Origin of the sequence: Mycobacterium europaeum (assembly GCF_034555895.2) — a bacterium.
GTDB classification, from domain to species: domain Bacteria; phylum Actinomycetota; class Actinomycetes; order Mycobacteriales; family Mycobacteriaceae; genus Mycobacterium; species Mycobacterium europaeum.
This window is the reverse complement of the sequence record NZ_CP157315.1, coordinates 4443126-4466038: the sequence shown is the minus strand read 5'-3', so window position 1 is coordinate 4466038 and position 22913 is coordinate 4443126. Positions and strand designations below refer to the sequence as shown.

Annotated in this window: 22 protein-coding genes and 2 pseudogenes; 15 read left to right on the top strand and 9 right to left on the bottom strand. The window is 70.0% G+C overall.

The window, feature by feature from the left end; translation table 11 throughout:
• Positions 1 to 17 precede the first annotated feature (17 nt).
• The 7 genes from U8D42_RS20550 to U8D42_RS20520 are packed head-to-tail and all read left to right on the top strand — an operon-like array spanning position 18 to position 6402.
• Entirely contained in the window at positions 18 to 1175 is a 1158-nt protein-coding gene (locus tag U8D42_RS20550; protein WP_085243596.1) for a virulence factor Mce family protein, read from the top strand.
• Positions 1169 to 2719: a virulence factor Mce family protein gene (locus tag U8D42_RS20545; RefSeq protein WP_322858419.1), complete on the top strand. Its 1551-nt coding sequence runs from the start codon at positions 1169 to 1171 to the stop codon at positions 2717 to 2719. Before U8D42_RS20550 ends, U8D42_RS20545 begins: the two co-directional genes overlap by 7 nt.
• Complete coding sequence (locus U8D42_RS20540) at positions 2689 to 3519, top strand: Mce protein (protein WP_322858420.1); 831 nt, start codon at positions 2689 to 2691, stop codon at positions 3517 to 3519. Before U8D42_RS20545 ends, U8D42_RS20540 begins: the two co-directional genes overlap by 31 nt.
• Entirely contained in the window at positions 3516 to 4487 is a 972-nt protein-coding gene (locus U8D42_RS20535; protein ID WP_322858421.1) for an RDD family protein, read from the top strand. Before U8D42_RS20540 ends, U8D42_RS20535 begins: the two co-directional genes overlap by 4 nt.
• Positions 4484 to 5038, top strand: coding sequence for a mammalian cell entry protein (locus tag U8D42_RS20530; RefSeq protein ID WP_322858422.1), 555 nt, complete (start codon positions 4484 to 4486; stop codon positions 5036 to 5038). Before U8D42_RS20535 ends, U8D42_RS20530 begins: the two co-directional genes overlap by 4 nt.
• Entirely contained in the window at positions 5005 to 5712 is a 708-nt protein-coding gene (locus U8D42_RS20525) for an Mce protein (RefSeq protein WP_322858423.1), read from the top strand. Before U8D42_RS20530 ends, U8D42_RS20525 begins: the two co-directional genes overlap by 34 nt.
• An 18-nt stretch (positions 5713 to 5730) precedes the next feature.
• On the top strand, positions 5731 to 6402 hold the full coding sequence (locus tag U8D42_RS20520; protein ID WP_085243586.1) for a YoaK family protein: 672 nt from the start codon (positions 5731 to 5733) through the stop codon (positions 6400 to 6402).
• Here the strand turns inward: U8D42_RS20520 and U8D42_RS20515 are convergent.
• The 4 genes and pseudogenes from U8D42_RS20515 to U8D42_RS20500 form a co-directional block, all read right to left on the bottom strand.
• Positions 6399 to 7508, bottom strand: coding sequence for a phosphodiester glycosidase family protein (locus U8D42_RS20515; protein WP_322858802.1), 1110 nt, complete (start codon positions 7506 to 7508; stop codon positions 6399 to 6401). The genes U8D42_RS20520 and U8D42_RS20515 overlap by 4 nt on opposite strands.
• 79 nt (positions 7509 to 7587) lie before the next feature.
• Positions 7588 to 8970, bottom strand: coding sequence for a YhgE/Pip domain-containing protein (locus tag U8D42_RS20510; RefSeq protein ID WP_322858424.1), 1383 nt, complete (start codon positions 8968 to 8970; stop codon positions 7588 to 7590).
• Positions 8971 to 9094: 124 nt separating this feature from the next.
• Positions 9095 to 9235 (bottom strand): annotated as a pseudogene (locus tag U8D42_RS20505) (pirin family protein); the annotation flags it as partial.
• A 20-nt stretch (positions 9236 to 9255) separates the two neighbouring features.
• Positions 9256 to 10080, bottom strand: a complete 825-nt coding sequence (locus tag U8D42_RS20500; RefSeq protein WP_322858425.1) for a MarR family transcriptional regulator — start codon at positions 10078 to 10080, stop codon at positions 9256 to 9258.
• 108 nt (positions 10081 to 10188) lie between these two features.
• On the opposite strand from U8D42_RS20500, the gene U8D42_RS20495 reads away from it, so the two are divergent.
• On the top strand, positions 10189 to 11322 hold the full coding sequence (locus U8D42_RS20495; protein ID WP_322858426.1) for an NAD(P)H-dependent amine dehydrogenase family protein: 1134 nt from the start codon (positions 10189 to 10191) through the stop codon (positions 11320 to 11322).
• On the opposite strand, the gene U8D42_RS20490 is transcribed toward U8D42_RS20495, so the two are convergent.
• Complete coding sequence (locus U8D42_RS20490; RefSeq protein WP_322858427.1) at positions 11319 to 12725, bottom strand: alpha/beta hydrolase domain-containing protein; 1407 nt, start codon at positions 12723 to 12725, stop codon at positions 11319 to 11321. The two genes, U8D42_RS20495 and U8D42_RS20490, sit on opposite strands and share 4 nt — an antisense overlap.
• Positions 12722 to 13852: pseudogene (locus U8D42_RS20485) on the bottom strand (sigma-70 family RNA polymerase sigma factor). The gene U8D42_RS20490 and the pseudogene U8D42_RS20485 overlap by 4 nt, the downstream one beginning before the upstream one ends.
• Here U8D42_RS20485 and U8D42_RS20480 point away from each other — a divergent pair.
• The 4 genes from U8D42_RS20480 to U8D42_RS20465 are packed head-to-tail and all read left to right on the top strand — an operon-like array spanning position 13845 to position 18047.
• Positions 13845 to 14639: an alpha/beta hydrolase gene (locus U8D42_RS20480; RefSeq protein ID WP_420845699.1), complete on the top strand. Its 795-nt coding sequence runs from the start codon at positions 13845 to 13847 to the stop codon at positions 14637 to 14639. The pseudogene U8D42_RS20485 and the gene U8D42_RS20480 overlap by 8 nt on opposite strands.
• A gap of 35 nt (positions 14640 to 14674) precedes the next feature.
• Positions 14675 to 15424, top strand: coding sequence for a DUF2786 domain-containing protein (locus tag U8D42_RS20475; protein WP_085243593.1), 750 nt, complete (start codon positions 14675 to 14677; stop codon positions 15422 to 15424).
• Positions 15421 to 15933, top strand: coding sequence for a TIGR04338 family metallohydrolase (locus U8D42_RS20470; RefSeq protein WP_322858428.1), 513 nt, complete (start codon positions 15421 to 15423; stop codon positions 15931 to 15933). Before U8D42_RS20475 ends, U8D42_RS20470 begins: the two co-directional genes overlap by 4 nt.
• The gene (locus U8D42_RS20465) at positions 15930 to 18047 is read left to right on the top strand and encodes a glycoside hydrolase family 3 protein (RefSeq protein WP_322858429.1); all 2118 of its coding nucleotides are present in this window, start codon (positions 15930 to 15932) and stop codon (positions 18045 to 18047) included. Before U8D42_RS20470 ends, U8D42_RS20465 begins: the two co-directional genes overlap by 4 nt.
• Before the next feature lie 129 nt (positions 18048 to 18176).
• Here the strand turns inward: U8D42_RS20465 and mymT are convergent, their stop codons facing one another.
• A complete protein-coding gene (gene mymT / locus U8D42_RS20460; RefSeq protein ID WP_007167279.1) occupies positions 18177 to 18323 on the bottom strand; it encodes a metallothionein MymT in 147 nt (48 codons plus the stop codon).
• A 157-nt stretch (positions 18324 to 18480) separates the two neighbouring features.
• On the opposite strand from mymT, the gene U8D42_RS20455 reads away from it, so the two are divergent.
• Entirely contained in the window at positions 18481 to 19137 is a 657-nt protein-coding gene (locus U8D42_RS20455) for an O-methyltransferase (protein ID WP_322858430.1), read from the top strand.
• Between the two features lie 4 nt (positions 19138 to 19141).
• Here U8D42_RS20455 and U8D42_RS20450 read toward each other — a convergent pair whose 3' ends face one another.
• Entirely contained in the window at positions 19142 to 20125 is a 984-nt protein-coding gene (locus U8D42_RS20450) for a nitronate monooxygenase (protein WP_322858431.1), read from the bottom strand.
• A gap of 159 nt (positions 20126 to 20284) precedes the next feature.
• Here U8D42_RS20450 and U8D42_RS20445 point away from each other — a divergent pair, with 159 nt between their 5' ends.
• The gene (locus tag U8D42_RS20445; RefSeq protein WP_085243205.1) at positions 20285 to 20725 is read left to right on the top strand and encodes an SPW repeat protein; all 441 of its coding nucleotides are present in this window, start codon (positions 20285 to 20287) and stop codon (positions 20723 to 20725) included.
• 34 nt (positions 20726 to 20759) lie between these two features.
• On the opposite strand, the gene ilvD is transcribed toward U8D42_RS20445, so the two are convergent.
• Positions 20760 to 22475 (bottom strand): dihydroxy-acid dehydratase, encoded by a 1716-nt coding sequence (gene ilvD / locus U8D42_RS20440; RefSeq protein WP_322858432.1) that lies wholly within the window; start codon positions 22473 to 22475, stop codon positions 20760 to 20762.
• Positions 22476 to 22600: 125 nt separating this feature from the next.
• Between ilvD and U8D42_RS20435 the strand changes: the two genes are divergently transcribed.
• Positions 22601 to 22891 (top strand): metal-sensitive transcriptional regulator, encoded by a 291-nt coding sequence (locus tag U8D42_RS20435; protein ID WP_067925010.1) that lies wholly within the window; start codon positions 22601 to 22603, stop codon positions 22889 to 22891.
• Positions 22892 to 22913 lie beyond the last annotated feature (22 nt).

The window sequence follows — 22913 nt, the reverse complement described above, 5'->3', positions numbered from 1 at the left end:
CGAACCGACGGCCAGTGATGTTGTTGAGGCTGGCCCGCCGTCGGACCTGGCAGGCGCTGGTGCTGCTGGTGGCGGCGCTGGTGTTGAGTTCGTGTGGCTGGCGCGGGATCTCCAACGTCGCGATCCCGGGTGGCCCGGGCAGCGGCTCGGGCGCCATGACGATCTACGTGCAGGTGCCCGACACGCTGGCGATCAACGGCAACAGCAAGGTGATGGTGGCCGACGTGTTCGTCGGATCCATCAAGAAGATCGAGCTGAAGAACTGGATCGCCACGCTGACACTGGGCGTCGACAAGAGCGTCAAGCTGCCGAAGAACGCCACCGCCAAGATCGGCCAGACCTCGCTGCTGGGTTCCCAGCACGTCGAGCTCGCCGCGCCGCCCAACCCCTCGCAGCAGCTGCTCAAGAACGGCGACACCATCCCGCTGAAGAATTCCTCGGCGTACCCGACCACCGAGCAGACCCTGGCGAGCCTGTCGCTGATCCTGCGTGGCGGCGGCATCCCCAACCTGGAGGTGCTGCAGAACGAGGTCTACAACATCTTCAACGGCCGCGGCGAGGCGATCCGCTCCTTCCTGGGCAAGCTGGACACCTTCACCAGTCAGCTCAACGAGCAACGCGACGACATCACCCACGCGATCGACTCGACCAACCGGCTGCTGGGTTACGTCGGCAACCGGGCCGACGTCCTCGACCGGGTGCTCACCGACATCCCGCCGCTGATCAAGCATTTCGCCGACACCAAGAACCTGCTGATCAACGCCGTCGACGCGGTGGGCCGGCTCAGCCAGGCCGCCAACCAGTATCTGTCGGAAGCCCGTGGGCCGCTGCACACCGACCTGCAGGCGCTGCAATGCCCGCTCAAAGAGCTGGGTCGCGCCTCGCCGTACCTGGTCGGTGCGCTCAAGCTGATCCTCACGCAGCCGTTCGACATCGACACGGTGCCGAAGATCTTCCGCGGCGACTACATCAACATCTCGCTGACGCTCGACGTGACCTACAGCTCGGTGGACAACGCGTTCCTCACCGGCACCGGGTTGTCGGGGGCGCTGCGCGCGCTCGAGCAGTCGTTCGGGCGCGACCCCGAGACGATGATCCCCGACGTCCGCTACACGCCGAACCCGAATGACGCGCCCGGTGGACCGCTGGTTGAGAGGGGGGACAGGAATTGCTGACTCCTTTCATCAGACGCCAGCTGATCGCGTTCGGGATCCTCACGGTCATCTCGCTGCTCGTGCTCGGGGTGTACTACCTGCAGATCCCGAGCCTGGTGGGCGTCGGCCGGTACACGCTGAAGGCCGAGCTGCCGGCGTCGGGTGGGCTGTATCCGACGGCGAACGTGACCTATCGCGGTGTCACCATCGGCAAGGTCACCGACGTCGAGCCGACCGAGCGCGGCGCCGAGGCGACGATGAGCCTCGACAGCCGCTACAAGATCCCGATCGACGCGACGGCCAACGTGCACTCGGTGTCGGCCGTCGGTGAGCAGTACCTGGACCTGGAGTCGACCGGGAACCCGGGGAAGTTCTTGTCGGACGGCCAGACGATCACCAGGGGCACGGTGCCGGCCGAGATCGGCCCGGCGCTGGACACCGCCAACCGCGGGCTGGCCGTGTTGCCCAAGGACAAGATCGCCCAATTGCTCGACGAGACCGCGCAATCCGTGGGCGGCCTGGGGCCCGCGCTGCAGCGGCTGGTGGACTCCACCCAGGCGATCGTGGGTGACTTCAAGACCAACATCACCGACGTCAACGACATCATCCAGAACTCGGGACCGATCCTGGACAGCCAGGTCAAGTCCGGCGATGCCATCGAGCGCTGGGCGCGCAACCTGAACCGGCTGGGCAGGCAGTCCGCCCAGCAGGACCAGCACGTGAAAAGCGTGCTGCGGCAGGCGGCGCCGACGGCAGACCAGGTCAACGAGGTGTTCAACGACGTGCGGGATTCGTTGCCGCAGACGCTGGCCAACCTCGAGGTGGTGTTCGATCTGCTCAAGCGCTACCACACCGGCGTCGAGCAGGTGCTGGTGTTCCTGCCGCAGGGTGCGTCGATCGCCCAGACGGTGGCGGCGCCGTTCCCGAACATGGCCGCGCTGGACCTGGCGTTGTCGATCAACCAGCCGCCGCCGTGCCTGACCGGCTTCATCCCGGCATCGGAGTGGCGGTCCCCGGCCGACACCAGCATTCAGCCGTTGCCGTCGGGCACCTACTGCAAGATTCCGATGGACACCCCGGCCAACAGTGTGCGCGGGTCCCGCAACATCCCGTGTACGGACATCCCGGACAAGCGGGCGGCCACCCCACGGGAGTGCCGCGACCCCAAGCCGTACGTTCCGGCGGGAACCAACCCCTGGTACGGCGACCCCAACCAGATCGTGAGCTGCCCCGCGCCCGCGGCCCGCTGTGACCAGCCGGTGAAGCCGGGCCAGGTCATCCCGGCGCCGTCGATCGACACCGGCCTGAACCCGGCCCCCTCGGACCGGGTGGCCGGTACCCCTCCGCCGACCAGCGACCCGTTGTCGCGGCCGGGGTCGGGTACGGTGCAGTGCAACGGCCAGCAGCCCAACCCGTGTGTCTACACGCCCGGCGGGCCTCCGGTGGCGACCTACAGCCCCCAAAGCGGTGAACTGGTAGGGCCAGACGGGGTTAAATACTCTGTCGAAAACTCGGCCAGAACAGGAGACGACGGATGGAAGGAGATGCTGGCACCAGCCGGCTGAACCCCCCACCGATGCCGAAGTTTCGTCGTCTGCGCGGACGGCGTCCGAAGAACCAGGACCCGGCGCTCGCCGCCGACCCGACCAATCCCGACGTGGCGGCCGACGAACCGACCGATCCGGAGGCAACCGAGCCGACCGGTTCCGGGGTGACGGCGGACGAGCCCACGGACGCCGAGACGACGGCCGCGCCCGCGGAGGAGCCGTCGCAGCCCGGGGACGCGGCCGCGGAGGAGACCGGTCCCGAGGCCGCCGCCGGAGAACCGGCGGAATCCGGGGCCGGACCCGGTGAGGTCGTACGTCGCCCGTCGCGGATGGGCCGGGGCTGGCTGGCCGGCATCGCCGCTGCCCTCGTGCTCTGCGCCGCGGCCGCCGGCGCGGGCGGCTACTTCGCGTTGCGCTACCACCACGAAAGCCAGGCGATCGCCCGCAACGACGCCGCGGCCCTCAAGGCCGCCGTCGACTGCGTCTCGGCGACCCAGGCCCCCGACACCAACGCGATGGCGGCGAGCGAGCAGAAGATCATCGACTGCGGCACCGACGCGTTCCGCTCCCAGGCGCTGCTCTACACCAGCATGCTGGTTCAGGCGTATCAGGCGGCCAACGTCCATGTCCAGGTGTCCGACATGCGGGCGGCGGTCGAACGCAACAACCCCGACGGTTCCGTGGATGTGCTGGTGGCGGTGCGCGTCAAGGTCGCCAACGATCAGACGCAGAACGAAACCGGGTACCGCCTGCGGGTGAAAATGGCGCTGGCCGAAGGGCAATACAAGATAGCCAAGCTCGACCAGGTGACGAAGTGACGGTGGTGGTCGAGAAGCCACCGGCCACGGCCGCCCAGGAGCTCGCGCGGAACCCCTTGGTGCCCTGGCATGTTCGGGCCGGTGCGCTGGCCGTCGACGTGTTGCCGGGTGCCGCGGTGGTGGTGACGATGGCGCTGGTCGGTTTCACCGTCCCGGCCCAGGGCGTGTGGTGGTGGCTGTGCGTCTCGGTAGGTGGCGCGGCCATCCTGCTGGTGTTGGTGAACCGGTCGCTGCTTCCGGCGGTCACCGGCTGGAGCGTGGGGCGGGCCCTCTTCGGCGTCACGGTGGCGCGCCGCGACGGTGCGCCGATCGGACCGTGGGCGCTGCTGCTGCGCGACCTGGCACACCTGCTCGACACCGTATCGGTGGTGGGATGGCTTTGGCCGCTATGGGATTCCGGGCGTCGCACCTTCGCCGACATGCTGCTGCGCACCGAGGTCCGGCGTCGGGACACGGCCGAGCCGGCCTTCGCCGTGCGACGGTGGACGGCCGCGGTGGTGCTGGGCGGGGCCGCGCTGTGCGTCGCCGGTGCGGCGATGAGCTATGGGGCGGTGTTCGCCCCGGATCGGGCCACCGACCGCACCCGGGCCCAGCTCGACATCCAGGGGCCCAAGATCGTTGCGCAGATGCTGACCTACGACCCCAAGTCGCTGCACGACGACTTCGCCCGCGCCCTGTCGCTGGCGACCGACAAGTACCGCAAGCAGCTGGCCGCCCAACAGGACATGGTGCAGAAGGGCACCCCGGTCATCAACGAGTACTGGGTGACCGACCACGCGATCCAGGCGGCGGCCCCGGATCGGGCGACGATGCTGATGTTCATGCAGGGGCGGCGCGGCGCCGCGCCCGACGAACGCTACATCTCCGCCACCGTCCGGGTGACCTTCACCAGGGACGGCGGCGGGCGTTGGCTCGTCGACGACCTCACCGTGCTCACCAAGCCCAAACCGCCCGGGGGCGAAAAGTGAGCCCCCGCCGCAAGTTCGCACCGGGGGAGGAACCGCTGCTGGTCCCGAGCCCGGTGCCGCCGGGACGGCCATGGGGCCTGCCCGTGGCCAGCGCCGTCGCCGCGGTGCTGATGGCGGCCGCGATCACGGTGTGCAGCCTGATGCTTGGCAACCATGAATCCCGCGAGCGCGCCGCGTCGAAGGACCGCGAGGTGCTCAGCTACGTGACCGGGTTCATGACGCAGTTCACCTCGATCGACCCGTTCCATGCCAATGACTATGTGACCCGGGTCCTCGCCCAGGCGACGGGCGACTTCGCCAAGGAGTACCGCGACAAGGCGAACGAGATCTTGCTGCAGGTGGCCCGGGCCGAACCGGCCACCGGCACCGTCCTGGACGCCGGGGTCGAGCGATGGAACGACGACGGCAGCGCCACCGTCATCGTCGCCACCGCGGTCAGCTCCAAATCGCCGGACGGTAAACAAGCTTGGGAGAACGCCAACCGGTGGACGGCGACCGCCACGCAGGAAGGGAAGCAGTGGAAGATCAGCAACCTGCAGCAGGTGATCTAGCCGCCGACGAGACCGTCGCCGCCCCCGGGGTGGCGGCGCCCGAGGAGCGCGCGGAGTCGGCGGACGGCGACGAAGCCGCCCCTGCCGCAGAGGAATCCACGACCGACGAGGATTCCGCCGCCGACGCCCAACCCGCCGGCCGCGCGAAACGCAGATGGCTGGCCGGCAAGCGGCTGGCGATCACCGTCGTCGCGGCCGCGGTGCTGTTCGTCGGTTCGGCCGCGTTCGCCGGCGCGACGGTGCAGCCGTACCTGGCCGATCGTGCCGCCGCGGCAACCAAACTCAAGGCGGCGCGGACCGCGGCCGAGGCGATCACCACGCTGTGGACTTACACGCCCGAGAACATGGACACCCTCGCCGACCGCGCGTCGCGCTATCTCAGCGGGGACTTCGAGGCGCAGTACCGCAAGTTCGTCGACGCCATCGTGGCGCCCAACAAGCAGGCCAAGATCACCAACCACACCGACGTCACCGGCGCGGCGGTCGAATCGATCGACGACGCCAACGCCGTCGTCATCGTGTACACCAACACCACGTCCACCAGCCCATTGACCAAGAACGTGCCCTCGCTGAAGTACCTGTCCTACCGGCTGTTCCTCAAGCGCGCCAACAACCGGTGGCTGGTGACCAGGATGACGACCATCACGTCGCTGGATTTGACGCCGCACGTCTAGCGCGGACCGCGACGACCCATGGCCGTTACTTCGCCGGTGTCGGAGCGCTCGACGGTTGCGGCTCTGCTCTTGCTGACCTTCGCCACCGGCCTGGCGGACTCGATCAGCATCCTGGTGCTCGGGCACGTGTTCGTCGCCAACATGACGGGAAACGTCATCTTCCTTGGCTTTTGGCTGGCGCCGCGGACGAGCGTCGACCTGACCGCGGTCGTGGTGGCCCTGCCCACCTTCGTGTGCACCACGATCCTCAGCGGCCGCATGCGGCGGCATTTCGGCGACCGGACACGGCCGTGGATCACCACCGTATTGGCAACGGAGACCGCTCTTTTGGTGGTGCTGGCGGCGCTTGCCGGCACGGGCGCCCTGCGGTATCACGACAACACCAAGCTGATCATGATCGGCATTCTCGCGGTCACGTTCGGCCTGCAGCACTCGAGCGCCCGCCAGTTCGGTATCCAGGAACTGTCCACCACGGTCCTGACGTCGACGATCGTCAGCCTCGGTCTGGACAGCCGCCTGGCCGGCGGCACCGGTGACCGCCAGGCGCTGCGTCTCGGCGTCGTGGCGACGATGTGCGCCGGCGCCTTCCTGGGCGCGACCATGTCGCGATTCGTCGTCGCACCGGTCTTCGCGGTCACGGCGGCCGTGGTGGCGGCCAGCCTGCTGATCTTCCGCTTCGGGCCCGGCTAGTTGAAGGCCAGCCAGCTGGGCAGCGCCCGTTCGTGCGAATCGCAGAGCACCTGCCGCGTGTCGCACGATCCGCGCGGCGAACCCGCACCGGCCCACATGCCGCCGGTGTCGCGGCGCAACACGATGGCCGACGACCCGCCGCCGTCGAGCAGGACGGCGTTGTCGCTGCCCAGGCCGCGGAACAGGTCCTGCATGTTGTCCGGCGTGTAGCTGCCGCCCTCGAAGACGTACATCTCGTCTTTCGGCCTCGAGTACGCCAACGCCGTTCGCGCGGCGCTGGGTCCGCCGTCGTGCAGCTGTCCCGTCTGGCCGGGCGCCAGCAGCCCGATCCCGGACACCGCGACGAACCGCTCGTTCTTGTTCAGCAGGTCGGTGACCACGGGAGTGGCGGAGTCGTAGTCGTTCTTGGTCCGGGGCCACACCACGTACGGCGCCCCGCCGGACGGCAGGATCATCGTCGTCAGGGCGCTCCAGCTTTCGCCGCCGCCCGAGAGGCCCTGCTTGCCGGGGTAGGCGACGGTGCCGGTGACGGCCTGGTTGGCGCGGCCCTGGCCGTGGGTGTTGTCCACGAAGGCGCCCAACGGTGAGCTGCAGCCGGTCTGGCGCCACGAGCCGCCCTTCTGCCCGCGCACGTCGAAGAAGTTGGCGTTGATCGCGATCGTCGGCTGGCCCATCCGCTGCCACGCCTGCAGCGGTGTATAGAGCTCCGACGCCTGCCAGAGCCCCTCGCCGGTGCGGGCCGCGGGGTTGTTCTCGCAGCGGGCCTGATCGCCCTGGTGGGTGTCGACCAGCAGGTGCGGCGACAGCCGTCCCGCCGCGTTCTTGATGATCATCAGGTGGCCGCCGTTGTTCATCTCATACCAGCTGCCGCCGGCGTTGAGCATCGGCGCCGGGTGACCGGGCCCGAAGTTGTAGACCAGGTAGGAACCCTTGGTGGTGTTGATGGCGTTGGCCAGCAGGTCGCGGCCGTCGGCGGCGTGCGCCACGGGCTGTCCCGTGCTGTTCGCGAGGGCGACACACGCGACGAGGGCGGTGCAGCCGGAAACCAGCCGGCGCAAGCTGGCGCATCGGGTCAGCACGATCGCCCTTTCCACCCGGAGCTGGATGCAACATCAACATCATCAGCCACACCCGTCACACTGTCAATCTAGGTCACGGCCGGATGACGCTCGGGTGGCGTTCGAATTACGTTTGCTCGCTTGAGCTTTCGGGCTCGGGCTGCGGCGGCCGCTCGTGCTTGCCCTGGCGCGCCTGGTGTTGGGCTTGGTGTTCCGTGGCGATTGCCATCTCGACCGCGCCCGGGATCCGGTGGAAGCCCTTGCGGTCGTAGAGGTGGGTGACGACGCCGCCCAGGAGCAGCCCGATGACGAGGCCGACCGAGGTCATGATCAGCGCCTGCGATATCCCGGTGTCGGCGTGTCCCTTGAAGTACAGCAGCGACCGGGCGCCCAGGAAGACCTGGTGCATGGGCTCGAATTCGGCCAGCCAGCGGAAGAAGGCCGGGGTGGCCTCCAGCGGCACGGTGGCGCCGGCCGACGGCAGGCCCAGGATCACGAAGATCAGCATGCTGACCAGCAGCCCGCCGGTGCCCAGCACCGAGAGCAGCGAACAGGAGGTGATGCCCACCGCGGCGATCGCGAACACCCCGTAGGCCCAGAGCTGCCAGCCGAGATCGATGGGCATGCCGAGCCCGTGCGCGATTGCCAGATAGGCGGCCGAGGTGAGCAGCCCCAGCAGCACCATGATGGCCCACTTGAGCAGCAGCGTCTGGAAGCGCGAGATCTTGACCTGCTCGGCGAAGCGGTACACCGGCCCGAATTCGGCAGGTACGTAGCCGAGCAACGCGTCGACCAGGGTGCTGACCACGATGCTGCCGGTGAACCCCGCGAGCAGGAGCAGCAGCGCGTAGTAGAAGGCGGACAGCCCGTTGCCGGTCCCGTTGGGCAGCGGGTTGTACACCTTGGATTCGATCTCGATCGGAGAGGCGAGGCCCACCTCGGCGGCACCGGCCAGCGGGGCGCCGCCCGCCTGCTCCTCGACCTGTGCGATGAGCCGTTCGCCCACTTCGCCATCCGCCAGGCCCATCGCCATGGTCAGGGTCTGGCCGGCGATGCTGGAGCCGAGCGTGCCGGCCCGCGGATTGGTGGAGATCGTGATCACGGGCCGTTCCGCATGACTGGGCATCACCGCGCTCGTCCCCAGGTCGCGCAGTCTCGAGGAGAAGCTCGGCGGGATCAGCACCGAGCCGTACACGTGACCCGTGTCCAGTTGGTGCCTGGCCGCGTCGCGGGTGAGCACGCGGACGTCGTACTTCTCCTTGTCCAGGCCGTTGACCAACCGCCCCGTCAGCTCCGCGCCCGCCGGGCCGGCATCCTCGTTGACCACGGCGATGGGGAAGTGCCGCAGGTTGGTCATCGGGTTCAAGATGCCGCCGAGGTAGAGCGCGCACAACGCCGACATCAGGGCCAGCGTGATGACGAGCGGCGCCGCCCAGAACCGCACGGTGCGGACGGCCTTGATGTTCCGGTCGGGGTTGGGCGCCGCGTGCTGCGGCCGCGGTTGCGACATGCCGGCTCCTGTCTGTCACGCCCACTCTATGGGCTCGGCGCGCCCAGCTTCACGTCCATCTCCCAGACCAGCAGTTCCGACGGCCCCGTCCGCCGTCACCCGCAGGCCCTCGCACGCGACCGCGCCCCGGGCGACCCAGGGAGTTCTGGTGTACCAGTCGCCCCCGCAGGACCCAGGTCACGATCTCCATGTCCCGGTGCAGATGTGTGCCGAATCCCGTTCCGGGCGCGACGATGTCGTTGTTATCGACACGCGGGCGGCCATGTGCTCACTCTGATCGGGTGGTCAGGCCACCGTCGTGGCGAGCAGCGCCTGGGCATGCCGCAGCGCGGCGTCGAGTTCGGGCAGGGTCAGCCCGGGGGAGCGGCCCAGGTGGATCTCGATCTGGTACTCCGGCTGGCCATCACGGGCGAAAATCGGCAACACCACGAATTCGACTGCGGCCAAATTCTTTTCGATATCACGGGTGACCGACTGCAGCGTCACCATCGTCATCAGCGTGGTCAGCTGGCGGGTGACCTGGGCCGTTGGCTCCAGGGAAGCGAGCAGGTCGGTCAGGCGATGGTGCAGCGACTGATGGGTGTCGTCGAACCGCCAGGCACCGTACCCGCGGGCCCGGATGTCGGCGAGCACCCGCAGGTGTTCGGCGATCTGCGGCCGGGTCAGCCGCGGGGTCACCCGGTGCAGCCAGGCGTGGACGAATTCGTCGTCACGCCAGGCCATTGCGACCAGGCCGAACGGCGGGTCGATGGGGAAGCGCTGGCCGACGGCCCGTCCCCCGTCGGTGCCGTGACCGACCGCGTCCACGGTGGTCAGGTGCCGCCTGCCGATCTTCGACATCGAGCAGCCCGCGCCGAGCGTCGCGTGCAGGAACCGCAGCGCTTCGCGGCCCCGGTCCAGCAACGGGAACTGCAGGCGCAGCCCGTGCACCAGACCGAACAGGCCACTGCCCAGGACGTAGCGGCGATCTTCGCGGCGCGTCGCCCAGGCGCGGCCCTCCAGTTCGGCCAGGACCAGAGCGCAGGTGGAGGTGCTGATGGCGCAGCGCTTCGCCACCTCCGCGGACGTCAGCCCATTCGGGGAATCCGCAAGCGCGGCAAGCACATCCATCACGCGAGCGGTTGGCGGTGATTTGGCGGTTGACGTGCCGATGTCGACCTCCCTACGATCCGTCCAAAATACCGAAATATTGATCCTAATATTAGGAGATAATTCGCCGTGATCAAGGTGGGAGTGTGGGGGCCCGGGTCCATGGGAGTGATCGCCTTGCGGGGCGTGATCGACCACCCGGAGTTGCAGCTGGTCGACCTGGTCGTGCACAGCGACCGCAAGGCGGGCCGCGACGCCGGCGAACTGTGCGGTACGGCGCCGGTCGGCGTGGTGGCCACCCAGGATCCGGCCGCGCTGCTCGCCGGCGACGCCGACGCGGTGGTGTACGCCGCCGGTGCCAACCTGCGGCCGCTGGATGCCGTCGGGGACATGGTCTCGATCCTGCGGGCGGGTAAGAACGTCGTGTCGTGTTCGGTGGTGCCGCTGGTGTTTCCCGACGCGGTCGACGCGGCGTTCACCGACCCGCTGCGGCGGGCCGCGCTGGACGGCGGGGTGTCGTTCTTCACCACCGGCATCGACTCGGGCTTTGCCAATGACGTGCTGCCGCTGGTGCTCACCGGGGTCTCGCGGGCCATCGACTCGGTGCGGGTGACCGAGATGTTCAACTACGCGACCTACCCGGACCGGGCCGCCGTGTACGAGATCCTCGGTTTCGGCCAGCCACCGGAATACCGGGCGTTCGCGGCCCAGCCCGGAATGTTCGCCTTCGGCTGGGGCCCCGTCCTGCATCAGCTCGCCGCCGGGCTGGGGGTGCAGATCGACGACATCGAGGAGAGCAACGAGCGCATCCCCACCGCCGAGGCCTTCGACACGCCCACCGGCCACATCGGCGCCGGCACGATCGCGGCCATGCGCTCCACGCTGACCGGATACGTGGGCGGCAAGCCGACTTTCGTCCTCGACCACGTGACCCGGATGCGCGACGACATCGCCCCGGACTGGCCGCAGCCCAACATTTCGATCCCGCCGAAGGACCTGGGCTTCGGGCAGGCCTCCGGCCGCGGCCTCTACCGGGTGGAGATCGAGGGATCCCCGAGCATGCGTTGCGAATTCGAGATGGCCGAAGACCACGACCACGACCTGGGTGCCCGCATCGCGGGCGCGTCGCGGATGGTCAACGCCATTCCGGCGGTGTGCGCGGCCCCGCCCGGCCTGCTCTCGGCGCTGGACCTGCCGCTGGTGACCGGCGCCGGACTGGTCCGCCCGGTGGCAGGGCCGTCACCGGACAGCCGCCTGTTCTAGGGCCGGTCGCCGGGATAGGTTGCGGCGGCCAGCTCGAGGATCTCGGCGCGGTCGGCCGCCAGGATGAAGCCCGCCCGGATCGACGCGTCGAGCGCGACGGTGAAGCGTTCCAGGTACTCGGTGAGGCCGCCCGGGTACAGCCGGCGCAACGTCTCGGCGTCGAAGAGCTCACCGGAGCCGAAGAGCGACGCCATGATGCCCCCCTCGCCGCCGAGTCCGGAGGTCCGCGCGACCGGGACGTCCACCCACGGGGTCCTGACGCCGCCCTGCGCCAGGCCGTTGGCGTCCGGAACGGGTTGTGGCCCGACCGCGTCGACCCGCATGGGTGGGGCGGCGGGCGCGGCCTCGCCGCCGCGCACCCAGGTGTTCAGCGCGGCGAGCGCCGCCTGCGCCACGTAGTGGTGTTGCGGGGCGAAGTTGATGTGGTGCGAAAGTTGCTGGCCCATCAGCACGTTGGTGGGTGCATACGCGGCGACGAGGTCCGCCAGCGGCGCCGATCCGCTGTCGATCGGGGCCACCTGGATGGTGTAGTTGTCGGCGTGCGCCGCCCCGGGGATCTCCCAGACCCGCAGCCATCGGTTGTCGGGCTGCCTCGCGAAGTAGTAGCCCTCCCGGGCGCCGCCGAAGAGGTCGGTCTCGGTGATGATCGTCAGCACCGGCACCCGCAGGTCCGGTCGGAACGCGACGGCCTGCACCGCGCCGGCTTCGTCGAAGATGGACGCCCCGTCGAGCGGGGCCGCGGGGCCGAATCGCGAATGAACGAGGAAGCCGTCGTACGTCCGGGCCGGCGGGTCGACGGCGTTGACGTAGGTGGTGAGGAACATGGCCGATTGCGACTCGCCCAGCGCGATCACGCGTTGGGCCCGCAGCCCACCCAAAAGGCCGGGTTTCCCGGCCTTTTCGATGAGACCGCCGACCTGGGAGAAGATGTCGTAGGAGAAGGCGTCGCCCGGGTGGTGCAGGCGCGCATAACGCGCCGGGTCCTGGCTTTTCAGCGACATGTCGATGCCGAGCAGACCCGCCCCGCCGTCGACGCCCACCTTCTGCGCCGAGACGGCGACGTAGGCGTAGCCGGCCCGCACGATTTCCCGGTGCGCCATCATCCACACCGCCGGGGCGTCGATGCCACCACTCACGTTGAGCCATTCGACGAGCGCCGTGCCATTGAACCGCGCCGGGTCCGTGGGGCTCAGCACCACCACCCGGGTGGTGTAATCGGCTGTGCCCGAGGGGGATACGCTCCACATCCCGTCGGGTCCCAGCGGCGCCGTCGGCGCGTAGGACGTGGCCGTCCCGGACACGAAGAACTCCGCGGCCCCGTAGCCCACGCCGGCGAGGTCGTACGCGCCCAACAACAGACGCGGCCGCCCGGGCGCGGGTGTGATCTCGGCCGCGTCGGTCACAGCGAACCGGGCAGCCCGAACTTCGCGAACAACGTCTCGTCGAGGAACGCCACCACGTGGGACACCCGGTCGCCCCGCACGTCGAGCACGTGCAACTGGAAGGGCACGTGGATCTCGCCGGCACGCATGTACATGGCGGCGCCGGGCTGGCCGTAGGCGACCAGCGGCAGCAGGCGCATGTCGCCGGCGGACTCGGCGGGGCATTGCTGATGAATGAGGGTGACGATGTCCCGCGCGCCCCGGTACCAGCCGGCGTACGGCGGCATCTCCCAGATCGCCTCGGCGGTGAACAACTCCACCAGGCGGTCGATGTCGTAGGTCTCGAAGGCGGCGATGTAGCGGGCCAGCAGGTCCTGGGTCTCCGGGGAGTCCGGCGGCGCCAACCGATCGCCGGAGCTGGGCCCGACCGCGTCGAGCTGGGACCGGGCCCGCTGCAGCAGGCTGTTGACGGCGGTCGAGGTGGTGCCGATCGCGCCGGCGACTTCGGCGGCTTTCCACTGCAGCACGTCGCGCAGCAACAGCACCGCCCGTTGCCGGGGTGAAAGGTGTTGCAGCGCGGCGACAAAAGCCAACCGCACCGACTCGCGCGATCCGACGATGACCGACGGGTCGGCCGGGTCGTTCGTCAGGTCCGGGAGCGGCTCGAGCCACGGCACCTCGCGGCGCTCATCGAGCTCGGCGGTCGGGTCGGAGCTGGGGGTGCCCAGGCCGGTCGGCAGCGGCCGTCGTTGCCGACCCTCCAGCGCGCTCAGGCAGGTGTTGGTGGCGATGCGGTGCAGCCACGTCCGCATCGAGGACTTGCCTTCGAAGCGGTCGTAGGCCCTCCACGCCCGCAGCAACGTCTCCTGAACCAGGTCTTCGGCGTCGTGTAACGACCCGGTCATCCGGTAACAGTGCGCCAGCAGCTCACGACGGAACGGCTCGGCGTGTGCCGAGAAGTCCCCGCCGGCCGCGGAGGCGAGTTCGGAGTCGGCGGCGTCTTGTGCAAGCGGCCCCACAGTGCATGAGCCTACGACAGTGTCTGGCGGGGCGACCCGCCCCGCGAGCCATTACGCTGCCCCTAATGACTAGGACCGTGCAGTGAACCGCGACGAACGGAACTTCGACGGATTCGGCGGCGTGCGCATCGTTTACGACGTCTGGACGCCCGACACCGCGCCGCGGGCGGTGGTCGTACTCTCGCACGGCCTCGGGGAATACGCCCGCCGCTACGACCACGTCGCGCGGTGTTTCGGTGCGGCGGGCCTGGTCACGTACGCGCTGGATCACCGTGGGCACGGCCGCTCGGGCGGCAAGCGGGTGCTGGTGCGGGACATCTCGGAGTACACCGCGGACTTCGACAGCCTGGTCCGCATCGCCACCCGCGAGCATCCGGGCCTCAAGTGCGTCGTGCTCGGGCACAGCATGGGCGGCGCGATCGTGTTCGCCTACGGCGTCGAACGCCCCGACAGCTACGACCTGATGGTGCTGTCGGGGCCCGCCGTGGCGGCCCAGGATCAGGTGTCGCCGCTGATGGTCCTGGCGGCCCGGCTGCTCGGCGCGGTGGTGCCCGGCCTGCCGGTGCAGGAACTGGACGTCGACGCCATCTCCCGGGACCCCGAGGTCGTGGCGGCCTACAAGAACGACCCGCTGGTGTACCACGGCAAGGTCCCGGCCGGCATCGGGCGCGCGCTCTTCCAGGTCGGCGAGACCATGCCGCAGCGCGCGCCCGCGCTGACCGCGCCGCTGCTGGTGGTGCACGGCTCCGACGACCGCCTGATCCCCGTCGCCGGCAGCCGGCGCCTGGTCGAGTGCGTCGGCTCGACCGACGTCGAATTGAAGGTCTACCCGGGCCTCTACCACGAGGTCTTCAACGAGCCCGAGCGCGAGCAGGTGCTGAACGACGTGGTCTCCTGGATCACCGCGCGGCTCTGAGGAAACTGTCGGAACGCTCCCGTAGTTTGGCGCGTATGAGTGACGACAAGATGCTGGCCCGCATCGCCGCACTGTTGCGTCAGGCCGAGGGCACCGACAACCCGCACGAGGCGGACGCCTTCATGAGCGCCGCGCAGCGGCTGGCGACGGCGTCCGCCATCGACCTGGCGGTGGCGCGGTCCCATGCGGCCACCCGCTCGCCGGCCCAGGCCCCGACGCAGCGCACCATCACCATCGGAACCGCGGGCACCAAGGGCCTGCGCACGTATGTGCAGCTGTTCGTGGTGATCGCCCTGGCGAACGACGTGCGCTGTGACGTGGCGTCCAATTCGACGTTCGTGTACGCCTACGGGTTCGCCGAGGACATCGACGCCACCCACGCGCTCTACGCCAGCCTGGTCGTCCAGATGGTGCGGGCCTCCGACGCCTACCTCGCCTCGGGCGCGCACCGCCCCACGCCGACCATCACCGCGCGGCTGAACTTCCAGCTCGCCTTCGGGGCGCGCGTGGGTCAGCGGCTGGCGGAGGCCCGCGACGAGGCCCGGCGCGAGGCCACCAGGGACCGCCGCCGCCCGCCCGGCACCGCTATTGCGTTGCGCAACAAGGATGTCGAGCTACACGACTATTACCGGAGCGCCTCCAAGGCGCGCGGCACCTATCAGGTCAGCCGGGCGACGGCCGGGTATTCGTCGGCGGCGCGGCGCGCGGGCGACCGGGCCGGCCGGCGGGCGCGGCTGGGCAACAGCCCCGAACTGCCCGGCGCGCGCACCCCGCTGGGCCGGTGAGCCCGGGGCCGTCGGCCACGCGAGACTCCCAGCGGGCGAAGGTTTACGCGGCAGAGGAGTTCGTCCGGACGCTGTTCGACCGTGCCGCCGAGCACGGGTCACCCGCGGTCGACTTCTTCGGGGCAAAGCTCACCCTGCCGCCGGAGGCGCGATTCGGCTCGGTGGCGGCCGTGCAGCGCTATGTTGACGAGGTGCTTGCGTTGCCGGCGGTGCGCCGGCGGTGGCCCTCCGTCGCGCCGCTGCGCGTGCGGCCGCGGCGGGCCGCCACCGCGGCCCATTACCAATTCCGCGACGGCGCAGGCGTTATCGCCGTTCCCGACCGCGACACCGCCGACTGGGCACTGCGCGAATTAGTGGTGCTGCACGAGGTCGCGCACCACCTGTGCCAGGCCGAGCCGCCACACGGGCCGGAGTTCGTCGCGACCTTCGGCGAATTGGCGGAGCTGGTGATGGGCCCCGAACTCGGGCACGTGCTGCGTGTCGTGTACGCGAAAGAGGGTGTGCGGTGAACGATCCCGATTCGCGGGCGCGCGAGGTCGAGGCTCAGCTGACCGACGACGAACGATTCGCCCTGCTGGTCGGGGTGATGGGGGCGGGTGAGATGTGGCCGGTGCGCGACGCGCGCATCCCGCCGGACGTCCCGATGAGCGCCGGCTACGTCCCCGGCGTGCCCCGGCTCGGTGTCCCGGCGTTGCTGATGAGCGACGCCGGCCTCGGCGTGACCAACCCGGGCTACCGCCCCGACGACACGGCGACGGCGCTGCCCGCCGCGCTGGCGCTCGCGGCCAGCTTCGACCCGTCCCTCGCGCGCGCCGCGGGCGAGGTGATCGGCCGGGAGGCCCGCAGCCGCGGGTTCAACGTGCAGCTGGCCGGCGCCATGAACCTCGCGCGCGACCCGCGCAACGGGCGCAATTTCGAATACCTGTCCGAGGATCCGCTCTTGACCGCGGCGATGGCCGCGGAATCGGTCAACGGGATCCAGCAACAGCACGTCATCTCGACGGTCAAGCACTTTTCGCTGAACTGCAACGAGACCAACCGGCACTTCTTGGACGCGGTCATCGACCCCGATGCGCATCGCGAATCGGACCTGCTGGCGTTCGAACTCGCCATCGAGCGCTCGCGGCCCGGCGCCGTGATGACCGCGTACAACAAGGTCAACGGCACCTACGCCGCCGCCAACGACGTCCTGATCAACCAGGTGCTCAAGGATGCCTGGGGGTACCCCGGCTGGGTGATGTCCGATTGGGGGGCCACACCCTCGTGGGAGTGCGCGCTGGGCGGGCTCGACCAGGAATGCGGGGCGCAACTCGACGCGCTGCTGTGGCAGGCGGAGGCGTTCGGTGCGCCCCTGCGCGGCGCCCGCGCCGACGGCAGGCTGACCGGTGAGCGGCTCTCGGACATGGTCCGGCGGATTCTGCGATCGATGTTCGCGGTCGGCATCGACCGGGCCGACGCCGCACCCGCACCGGACATGGCCGCGCACAACGAGATCGCGCTGCGGATCGCCCGGCAGGGGATCGTGCTGTTGGCCAACCGCGGGCTGCTGCCCCTGGCGCCGGAGTCGGCCGCCCGGATCGCCGTCATCGGCGGATATGCCCACGTCGGGGTGCCGGCCGGCTACGGCTCGAGCGCCGTCGTCCCGCCGGGCGGCTACGCGGCCGTGGTCCCGATCGGCGGTTCGGGGTTGGAGGCCGGGCTACGTAAGCTGCACCTGCTGCCGTCGAGCCCGCTGGCCGAGCTGCGCAAGCAGTTCCCGCATGCGCGAATCGATTTCGACCCCGGGATCAACCCCGCCGAGGCGGTGCTGGCCGCGCGCAACGCCGACATCGCGATCGTGTTCGCCGTGCGCGCCGAAGGCGAGGGGTTCGACATCCCCGACCTCACGCTGCCGTGGGGCCAGGACGCCTTGATCGCCGCCGTGGCCGTCGCCAACCCCAACACCGTCGTGGTGCTCGAGACCGGTAATCCGGTGACCATGCCCTGGCGGGACTCGGTGCAAGCGATCGTGCAGGCCTGGTATCCGGGGCAGGCCGGCGGCCGGGCCATCGCGGAAACCCTTGCCGGACAGGTCAACCCGTCGGGCCGGTTGCCGGTCACGTTCCCGGTGGACCTGGCGCAGACGCCGCGCCCGGAATTGCCGGGGCTCGGCGCCGAGTGGGGGCAGCCGACCACGATCGACTACGCCGAGGGATCGGACGTCGGCTACCGCTGGTTCTCCGCCACCGGCGCGGCCCCGATGTTCGCGTTCGGTCACGGGTTGTCCTACACCGACTTCGACTACCGCGACCTGGCCGTGACCGGCGGGAACACGGTGACCGCCAGCTTCACCGTGGTCAACGTCGGTCACCGCGCGGGCGCCGACGTCCCGCAGCTGTACCTGACCGCGGCGCCGGGCGGGCGATGCCTGCGGCTGCTGGGGTTCGCCCGGGTCGAGCTCGACCCGGGCGCCAGCCGCCACGTCACCATCGAGGCGGACCCGCGCCTGCTCGCGCGCTACGACCGCGGCGTCGGCGGCTGGCGCATCACCGCGGGCGATCACTCGGTGGCGGTGAGCGCCTCGGCGGTCACGCCGCGGCTGGAGGCGACGGTCGAGCTCGCCGGCCGTGCGTTCGGGCGCTGATCCGCCCCGGCCGTCGGGTGTGCGTGCACGGCTTTGGCTGTGCGCTCAGGGTGGGGTTCCCCGGCGTGACGCACACCCGACGTTCGAGCGGCAGGGATCAAGGCCCGAACGGACGACCGGCGTGCGGGACTACTTGACCGGGGTCAGCTCGTCGCCACAGGTGCAGCGGTACGGCTCGCCCGCACCGGAGCAGTGGCAGGGAACCTCGATCCGAACTCGACACCCGCAGCCCTCGTGGCCACACGTCAGCTCCGTGCCTGCTTCGTAATTTGCCATTTCACTCACCATTTCCTTGTCGTGGACTTCTGCGGCTGTGATCGACCACCACGCCACTATATACCCCCTACGGGTATCAAGTAAACGACCGTGACCGCACCGATAGCGATCGGACCGCCGCCGCCCCGGGCGGCCCGGCGCGGCTAGCGTTGGCGGCATGACCCAGAATCCAACGCCCCAAGACGTCGACGATTTCCTGAACACCACCGTGGTCGGCGACGATCCGGTGATCAGCGCGGCGGCGCAGGCCAGCGACGCGGCCGGCCTGCCGCAGATCGCCGTGTCGGCCCAGCAGGGCAAGTTTTTGAGCCTGCTGGCCGGTGCCGTCCAGGCGCGGCGCATCCTCGAGATCGGCACGCTGGGCGGCTACAGCACCATCTGGCTGGCCCGCGGCGCCGGCCCGCGGGGCCGGGTGGTGACCCTGGAATACGAGCCCCGGCACGCCGAGGTCGCGCGCGCCAACCTGCAGCGGGCGGGCCTGGCCGACCGGGTGGACGTGATCGTCGGCGCCGCGCTGGACACGTTGCCCACGCTGGACGGCGAGCCCTTCGACCTGGTGTTCATCGACGCCGACAAAGAGAACTACGTCGCATACCTGCAGTGGGCGGTCCGGCTGGCCCGCCCCGGCGCACTCATCGTGGCGGACAACGTGATTCGGGAGGGCCAGATCCTCGCACCCCAACACGACGCCCAGGCGGAGGCGGTGCGCCGGACGCTGCAGCTGATGGGCGAGCACCCACGGCTGGACACCGCCGTGATCCAGACGGTCGGGGCCAAGCGCTGGGACGGCTTCGCGCTCGCGCTGGTGCGCTAGCCCGTCAGCGCGGGCTGAGGTCGGCCACCGCCCGCGCGGCCGAGGTGAGTTCGCCGATGCGAAGCGCCGTCTCGCCCGCGTACAGCGCCGACCGGTCCACCCAGGCATCGGGCATCGCGGCGAGCGGCGCGAGCGGCGTGAACCACGGCCGGCGCGGCGACTGCAGGCGCATCAAGGCGCCGGCGTCGAAGTAGCCCAGCGCGGCCAGGGGGCGGCTCGCCGAGTTGATGGCCGCCGGTAAGGCCTTCGCCCAGCCATCGTCGCGGCACCAGCGCCGCGTCGCGGCGTTGGGCACGACGCGGTGCCGCAGCGGCCAGCTCAGGCCGAACAGATTGGTCTCGATCGTCTTGTCCGCGTTGGCCACTCGCCGCTGGTACTCCCGGTCGGCGTTGGCCTCGTGCGTCATCAGGAACCGCGTTCCCGCGACCACCCCGGCGGCACCGGCGGCCAGGGCGGCCGCGGTGTCGGCGCCGGTGGCGATACCGCCGGCGAGCAGGACCGGGCGGCGGCCGGCCGCCGCCAGCGCCTGCGGCAGGAACCGCAGCGCCGGCATGGTCCCGACGAGGTGGCCGCCGGACTCGCGGCCCTGGGCGATCAAACCGTCGGCGCCCCAGCCGATCGCGGCGCTCGCCTGCGCCGCGGTGCCGACCATTACGAACACGAAGATGCCGGACTCGTGAAGCTCGCGGACCAGCCCGCGCTTTTCCCCGAAGGCCAGCACGACCACGTCGACGCCGGCCTCGACGCAGACCGCGACGTGTGCGCGACGAACGAAGGGCATCAACAGGTTGACCGCGACCGCGCGACCCGGAACCCGTTCGCGGACCTCGTCGATGGCCGCGCGTAGCTGGCGCGGCGTGGTCAGGCCCAGGGTGCCCAGGCCGCCCGCTGCGGCGACCGCCGCCGCCAGCGCCGCACCCGCCAGCCCACCGCCCATGCCGGCCTGCGCCACCGGGACGTCGAGGCGCAGGCGATCCGCGATGTCCATGTCTTACGACGCTACGCGGCCGGTCAATCCCGCCCCGGGTGCCGGTTCCGGACGGTCTGCATTTCGTTGCTGCCGCGCGGCGGCCGGGCGTAACCTTGACGGCAGATGGATGGGTGCAGTCGGCTCAAAAGGCTTGCTGCATAACAGAAAGGTCACAAAATGAGTACAGTCCATTCATCAATCGATCACCACCCGGATTTGTTGGCTCTGCGCGCGAACTACGACCGCGCCGCCGAGTCGATGAGTGCGCACGTCACCTTCGGATTGGCGTTGCTGACGGGCCTGTACGTGGCCGCGTCACCGTGGATGGTGGGATTCGGCGCGACGGCATCGCTCGCCACGTCCAACCTGATCGTCGGGATCGCGGCGGCGTTCCTGGCGTACGGGTTCGCAACGGCTCTCGACCGCGCGCACGGCCTGACCTGGACGATGCCGGTGCTCGGCGTGTGGGCCATCGTCTCGCCGTGGGTCCTGCCGGGCGTCGCGCTGACCGCCGGCACGATGTGGTCGAACGTCGTCGCCGGTGCGTTGCTGACGGTCCTGGGCCTCAACGCCGCCTACTTCGGCAGGCGCATCCGCGCGGCGGCCGCCCACGCATAGTCGCCAAATCCCTTGAGCCAGGCGGCGATCGGGCCTAACCGCAGACCGCGCCGATCGCCGCCGAACTCACCAGCTTGACGTACTTGGCCAGTACGCCGGTCGTGTAACGCGCCGGGGGAGGGGTGAAACCCTCTCGGCGGGAATCGAATTCGGCCGGATCGACCAGCACGTCGAGCACCCGGTTGGCGACGTCCAGGCGGATCCGGTCGCCGTCGCGCACGAACGCGATCGGTCCGGCGTCGACCGCCTCGGGCGCGATGTGGCCCACGCACAGGCCGGTCGTGCCGCCGGAGAAGCGGCCGTCGGTCAGTAGCAGCACGTCCTTGCCCAGGCCGGCGCCCTTGATCGCGCCGGTGATGGCGAGCATCTCGCGCATGCCGGGCCCGCCCTTGGGGCCCTCGTAGCGGATCACCACGACGTCGCCCTTGGTGATCGTCCCGTCCTCGAGGGCGTCCAGCGCCGCGCGCTCGCCGTCGAAAACCCTTGCCGTGCCTTCGAACACCTCGGAGTCGAAGCCGGCCGTCTTGACCACCGCGCCCTCGGGCGCCAGCGATCCCCGCAGGATCGTGATGCCCCCGGTCGGGTGGATCGGGTTGTTCAGCGCACGCAGCACTTTGCCGTCCGGGTCCGGCGGGGCGATCTCGGCCAGGTTCTCGGCCACGGTCTGGCCCGTCACCGTCAGGCAGTCCCCGTTCAGCAGGCCCGCATCCAGCAGCGCCTTCATCACCACCGGCACGCCACCGATGTGGTCCACGTGGGACATCACGTGGCGACCGAACGGCTTGACGTCGGCCAGGTGCGGCACCTTCGACCCGATCCGGCTGAAGTCGTCGAGCGACAGGTTGACGTCGGCCTCGTGGGCGATGGCCAGCAGGTGCAGCACCGCGTTGGTCGAGCCACCGAACGCCATCACCACCGCGATCGCGTTCTCGAAGGCCTCCTTGGTGAGGACGTCGCGGGCGGTGATGCCGCGCCGCAGCAGCTCGACGACGGCCTGACCGCTGCGGCGCGCGAACCCGTCGCGGCGGCGGTCGGTCGCCGGCGGCGCCGCGCTGCCCGGCAGCGACATGCCCAGCGCCTCGGCGGAACAGGCCATGGTGTTGGCGGTGTACATGCCGCCGCAGGCGCCCTCGCCGGGGCAGATCGCCCGCTCGATGGCGTCGACGTCCTCGCGGGGCATCAGTCCGCGGGCGCAGGCGCCCACCGCCTCGAACGCGTCGATGATCGTGACCTCGCGCTCGCTGCCGTCGGACAGCTTGGCCACCCCCGGCAGGATCGAGCCGGCATAGAGGAACACCGCCGCCAGGTCCAGCCGCGCGGCGGCCATCAACATCCCGGGCAGCGACTTGTCGCAGCCGGCCAGCAGCACCGAGCCGTCGAGGCGCTCGGCCTGCATGACGGTTTCGACGCTGTCCGCGATCAGTTCCCGCGACGGGAGTGAGAAGTGCATCCCCTCGTGGCCCATCGAGATGCCGTCGGACACCGAGATCGTCCCGAACTCGAGGGGGTAGCCGCCGGCGGCGAAGACGCCTTCCTTGACCGCCGTGGCGAGCCGGTCCAGCGAGAGGTTGCACGGCGTGATCTCGTTCCACGACGACGCCACCCCGATCTGCGGCTTGGCGAAGTCCTCGTCGCCCATGCCGACCGCCCGCAGCATGCCGCGCGCGGCGGCCTTCTCCAGGCCGTCGGTGACGTCACGACTGCGGGGTTTGATGTCGGTGACTGCGGCTGTATCGGGTGTTGTGGCCATCGTGCAAGTATGCGTGACCTGGCCGGACGGCAAATGCGCGGGTCATACCCGGGCGGGGTATAAAGTGGATTCGGGACGCCGCCCGGCCACGCGCGGCGGGGTGTACGGGCAGAGGTGAAGGACGCATGACGAACGCGCACGGATATTCGCAGCAGAAGGACAACTACGCCAAGCGGCTGCGGCGCATCGAGGGACAGGTGCGCGGCATCGCGCGGATGATCGAGGAAGACAAGTACTGCATCGACGTCCTCACCCAGATCAGCGCCGTCAACAGCGCGCTGCGTTCGGTCGCGTTGAATTTGCTCGACGAGCACCTCAACCACTGCGTCACCCGCGCCGTGGCGGAGGGCGGCGACGACGCCGATGAGAAGCTCGCCGAGGCCTCTGCCGCCATCGCGCGCCTCGTTCGTTCCTGATTGGTGACATAGTTGAGACCCG